We start from the raw sequence: 4,983 nt of genomic DNA, 5'->3' as shown, positions 1-4,983 counted from the left end.
TTGTGGGTTGACCGTTTTTTGTGCTGCACACATGCGGCCCTTTTCAATAGCTTAGGCGATTCAGATTTGCGAGACTGATTCACTTTTCGTGAGACTACGCTACAATCCGATTCGGATATAGTGAGATTACGTTGGCGATCATCGCAACATGGCTATCGACCGCAATGAGGTTGGCGACCAGGAATGGGAAAGCGCTCTTGCCCGTGCCGAGGTGCTGCGACGCTTGCCGAACCGTCCAAGCCCGGGTGAGATTGCCGATGCGGCGGTCGAATTGGACGTCAGCCGCTCGACGCTGTTCCGCTGGCTGAAAGCGTTCCGGGAAGATCAGCGGGTAGCTGTTCTGGTTGGCCGCAAGCCTGGTCGGCAGCGACGTGGGATCGATGCCTTTGAGCCGGAACTGAAGGCACTGATCGATGAAGCGATCCGAACCTTTTATGCCACACCGGAACGGCCGACGCTAACACGCCTGTGGAAGCACGTTTGTTCGGCGTGCCGTCACAACCGCCTAACGCCGCCCTCGATCCGACGCCTGAAGGGCTATCTTGCGACCTTCGATGCGGAGGCCATGACACGCCGTCGTGAGGGCAAAGCACGGGCCGAAGCGCAATTTCTGGCGCTCCCAGGCGAGTTTTCGGTGCAGCATCCGCTACAGATCGTCCAGATCGATCATACGAAGGTCGACGTGACGGTCGTCGATCCGATCGAAAGGCAGCCGATCGGCCGGCCAATCCTGACCATTGCCATCGATGTCTGCACCCGGGTGGTGCTGGGTTTCTATCTGTCCCTGGAGGCGCCGTCGGTCACATCTGTGGCGCTGTGCCTGACGCACGCGATCATCGACAAGACGCGCTGGTTGGCGGACCGCGGGATATCTCTGGAATGGCCGGCAAGCGGCCTGCCCGAATGCATTCATGTCGACAACGGTGCCGAATTCCACTCTCGCGCCTTCAAGCTCGGCTGCGATGATCACAATATTGTCGTCTCCTACCGTCCGCCGGGAACGCCACGATTTGGCGGGCATATCGAGCGCCTGATCGGCACAATGATGGGCGCCGTTCATCTGCTGCCCGGCACGCACTTTTCCAATGTGCTCGACCGTGGCGATTACGATTCCGAAGCGCGCGCCGTGATGACCATGCGCGAGCTCGAGGCCTGGCTGGCGCTGGAAATCATCGCCTACCATTCCGACCTGCACCGCGGCATTGGTCGGCCTCCGGTCGCGGCCTGGAACGAGACGATGGCCGCGCATCCGCCCCGTCATGTGCGCGATCCGCTTGCCTTCCTGATCGATTTCCTGCCGTTCGAGCCGCGCGTGTTGCGGCGAACCGGCATTCATCTCAACAACATCTGCTACTGGTCGGATGGCTTTGCGCGCTGGATTGGCAGGTGCGACGACAAGGTTCTCGTCAAATACGACCCGCGGGACCTGCATCAAGTCTTCGTCAAGCTTGGCGGGAACTATCTGATGGCGCCGACGCGCAATCCCGGGCGCCCGGCGATCACGTTATGGGAGCAGAAGGCGGCGCTGCGCGTACAGCGGGCTCGTGGCCGCCGCGAGATCGACGAGGAGACGATCTTCCAGACGATCGCCGCACAGCGCGCCCTGGTGGATCAGGCAACGCGGGAAACCACTCAAACCCGCAGGCTACGGGCTCGCCGGGCCCATCTGCAGCCAAGGCCGGCGCTTCCGGCAAGCGCTCCCGCGGATGAACCGGTGATAGCCTTACCCCATTTCCCGGTGGAGGTTTGGGAATGACGGCCTATCCGCACCTAGATCCCGCCGTTCAGGGCCACGCCGATCTGCCAGACCACGAGCGTATCGAACATATCCGGGTCGACCGCTGGATCGACTATCCGCGTGCACGCCAGGCGCTCGACAAGCTCGAGGAACTGCTTCTGTTTCCCAAGCGCGCCCGCATGCCCAATCTGCTGATCTTCGGCGCTTCCGGGATGGGCAAGACGATGATTATCGAGAAGTTCGTGCGCGCCAATCCGCCCAGCTTCGATGAGAGCAGCGGGATCCATCATCGGCCGGTCATTGTCGTGCAGATGGTCGCTTCCCCAGACGAGGGACGTTTCTATCATCGCCTGCTTTCCGTGATCGGCGCACCGCCGCCGACCCGCGCAACGCTGGGGCAACTCGAAACGCAGGCGCTGCGGCTGCTCCAGGAGATCGCGCCGCGCATGCTTGTCATCGACGAGGTCCAGAATCTGATCGCCGGCACCTATCGCGAGCAGCGCCGGATGCTCAATCTGCTGCGGTTCCTCGGCAATGAGCTGCGGATTCCGCTGATCTGCCTCGGTTCGCACGAGGCACGCGATGCAATTCGGGGCGATGCCCATCTCAACAGCCGCTTCGAACCCTACGGCTTGGCGCCGTGGCGGCCCGATGCCGACTTTCACGGGCTGATCGGCGGTCTTCTATACTCGCTGCCATTGCGCTTGCCGTCCGAGCTGACGGACAGCGCCCTCAAGCGACTCGTCGAGGCCAATGGCGGAATCACGGACGCGATCTTCAAGATGATCCGGGGTCTGGCGACGGACGCCATCCTCAACGGCACAGAACGGATTACGCCGGCCGCGATCCTCGACCACCGTGTTGCCGCTCCGACAACATTCGCGGCCTGAGCCATGACGGGGGAGGGGAGGGCGCCACTGCCGGTCGTGCCGCCGCCCTTCCGGGACGAACGGCTGAGTTCCTGGCTGGAGCGGATCGCCGACGTCTATCTGGTCTCGCTCGATGGTCTGCAAGCCCATGTTGGATGGTCCCGACCGGCTCCGCAGTTGGAGTTCGAGCCGGTAGAAGCCGACTTGGCGCGTATCGCAGCGGCGACCAACTTTTCGATCGGCCGCCTGTTCGCCATGACCTTCCATGACGCCCCGGCGCGCTATCGTAGCCTGCTCCGGACCGACTCACGGGAAATCTGCGCCGCCTGCTCACGCGGTTTGCAGCGCTCGCCGCGGTTGCGGGCATGGTGCTTTGCCTTCGCCTTCCGTTGTGATCGTCACCGACAGCAGCTGCAAAGTCCGGACACGAGGGGCGCCAACGTGATGAGCGATGCCGGATCGGCCAACCGCGGCGCCGAAATCCTGTCCAACTGGGCCAAAGGCGGCGAAACCGCCGTCGTCCCTGTCAATGCCGCGATCTCCCTGCTGCTCGCGCCGGGTCGCAAGCCGTCGCCGCCGGCGCCATGGGAACTGGCCAGACTGGCGCGCTCCGACCAGCAGGCCCATGCGATGGAGCTTTCGCGACCATGTCCCCGGCCGGTGCTTGGCATTCTCGTGCCCGAATTCAACAGCGCTGTCCCGGTCTACAACCAGCTTCTGCCGCGTGCTCTGCCAGGCTTGCGCGATGCGCCCTTCGCGGAGCGTTACGCCATCGCAATCGGCCTTGCTCGGCTTTTGAAGAATCCGGCCACCGCAGTCGCCCACATCCTGGAGACCACCGATGAGTTCGGCCGAAAGAAAGTGTTGGGGCTGATCGACCGTTGGCCGGCCGGGATCCGTAACGCTGTTGCTCGCGGCGACCGCCGCATCACGACGAGAGGGGAGGGCAGGGGGGCGACGACAAGGGTTCGTCTCAGCCGTCAGCGGGTTCGTGCACCTTCAGGCCGAGACGCCTGGCGCGATCGAGCAGATGCTTGACCGACGAGGCCGCCCATTGCCAGCCGCCCCGTGGCGCCCGTTCGCGCATCGCCTCGAGCTGCGCGGCGATCGCCCGCAGGCTGAGATCCGGGTCGGCGATGGCGATGCCGGCCACGAGTGTCATCAATCGGTCCTCAGGCTGCCGCCGCGGCGCGCGCTGGACAAGCTCAGGCTCCGCCAGGCCTTCGCGCACCAGGCGATAGACCGAGCGGCGAAGACGTTCCACCGTCCAGCTCTGCCCCTTGTGGTTCAGGACCCGGACGACGTCGTCCCAGTTGTGCTGGGGGCGCAGCCGCCGCACGATCGGCAGCCAGCTTTGCGCCGAGGCGATGAGGTCGCCGACATAGGCGCTGTCCCGGGCGGCCGCGATGGCGCGGATGCTCTCCGGTCGTCGCTCGCGCAGACCCGGATTGCCGGGCAGGCGGCCCCGCGCCCTGGCGGCGGCGATGCCGGCCTTCGTGCGCTCGGCGATGAGTGCGCGCTCCAGTTGGGCGACCGCGCCAAGCACCTGGAGGGAAAACATGCCTTGCGGCGTCGAGGTGTCGATCGGGTCGCGCAACGAGCGGAAATGCGCGCCGCGCTTTTCGAGCGTCTCGATCACCTCGAGAAGATGGCTGACCGATCGGGCGAGACGATCGAGCCTGACGACGACCAGAACGTCGCCGGCGCGGATCTCGCGCATCAGCTTCGCCAGCACCGGCCGCGAGCGCGACGCGCCAGAACCCTGTTCGTGGTGAATGACTGCGCAGCCGGCTTGCCTGAGCTCGTCGGCCTGTGCATCGGTAACCTGGTCCTCCGTCGAGACCCGCGCGTAGCCAATGAGGCGGCGCGGTCGCGGGGGAGGGGAGGGGACCTTTGCCATTGCGGCCTTTCGAGGATGTTTCACGGCCGTTTGTACAGTATCGACGGCTGCGATCAACCGGCCAGTTGCAGGCGTGTTTTATCGAGCCGCATAAACGACCGTAGAGCGGTTTTGCGGGCTCTGGACGACCCGAGGAGCAGAAAACGCCCCCAAAGCGCCTCCTGGGCCGCCTATGGCGGAAAGCGAGCAAATTGGGCGGTTTAGCGCGGGCAGGAGGCGAAACGGTCCTCCCAGGAACTCCGGATGCTCGGAATTGCTGGCGTACTGCCCGCCGAGTGAAGCGGAATTCGGGAGACTATCTGCATCCGAGTCGGAAATCGTGAGACTACGTGACAAATTCGGGCGACGCGCGGTCAACGTCAATATACGCGTCAATTCAATGGCTTAATGCGAGGCTGTTTCGGCACCGCGCACGTAGTCTCACGAAAACCGATTCAAAAAGGCGGCGAATCTCACGAAATCCGGTCAGCTGACAA

At 64.0% G+C, this 4,983-nt stretch carries 4 protein-coding genes; 3 read left to right on the top strand and 1 reads right to left on the bottom strand.

Features of this window, described 5'->3' with window-relative positions:
• The first annotated feature begins 148 nt into the window (after positions 1-148).
• From J2X50_RS24840 to J2X50_RS24830, 3 genes are read left to right on the top strand one after another with little or no spacing between them, the layout of a single operon-like run.
• Positions 149-1,756 carry a Mu transposase C-terminal domain-containing protein gene (locus J2X50_RS24840; protein WP_429098876.1) on the top strand — a complete coding sequence of 536 codons (1,608 nt, stop codon included), beginning with the start codon at positions 149-151 and terminating at the stop codon, positions 1,754-1,756.
• Positions 1,753-2,628 (top strand): TniB family NTP-binding protein, encoded by an 876-nt coding sequence (locus J2X50_RS24835; protein WP_429098873.1) that lies wholly within the window; start codon positions 1,753-1,755, stop codon positions 2,626-2,628. Before J2X50_RS24840 ends, J2X50_RS24835 begins: the two co-directional genes overlap by 4 nt.
• A gap of 3 nt (positions 2,629-2,631) precedes the next feature.
• Complete coding sequence (locus J2X50_RS24830) at positions 2,632-3,645, top strand: TniQ family protein (protein WP_429098872.1); 1,014 nt, start codon at positions 2,632-2,634, stop codon at positions 3,643-3,645.
• Here J2X50_RS24830 and J2X50_RS24825 read toward each other — a convergent pair.
• Positions 3,581-4,507, bottom strand: a complete 927-nt coding sequence (locus J2X50_RS24825; RefSeq protein WP_429098869.1) for a recombinase family protein — start codon at positions 4,505-4,507, stop codon at positions 3,581-3,583. The genes J2X50_RS24830 and J2X50_RS24825 overlap by 65 nt on opposite strands.
• Between the last annotated feature and the right edge of the window lie 476 nt (positions 4,508-4,983).

The organism is Aminobacter sp. BE322 (genome assembly GCF_050433525.1).
Classification (GTDB): Bacteria; Pseudomonadota; Alphaproteobacteria; order Rhizobiales; family Rhizobiaceae; genus Aminobacter.
This window is presented reverse-complemented; position numbering and strand designations above follow the sequence as displayed.

Excerpts from the sequence above, each read along its gene's own strand:
- J2X50_RS24830 (WP_429098872.1), top strand. The coding sequence starts at position 2,632 with ATGACGGGGGAGGGGAGGGCGCCACTGCCGGTCGTGCCGCCGCCCTTC.
- J2X50_RS24835 (WP_429098873.1), top strand. The coding sequence starts at position 1,753 with ATGACGGCCTATCCGCACCTAGATCCCGCCGTTCAGGGCCACGCCGAT.
- J2X50_RS24825 (WP_429098869.1), bottom strand. The coding sequence starts at position 4,507 with ATGGCAAAGGTCCCCTCCCCTCCCCCGCGACCGCGCCGCCTCATTGGC.
- J2X50_RS24840 (WP_429098876.1), top strand. The coding sequence starts at position 149 with ATGGCTATCGACCGCAATGAGGTTGGCGACCAGGAATGGGAAAGCGCT.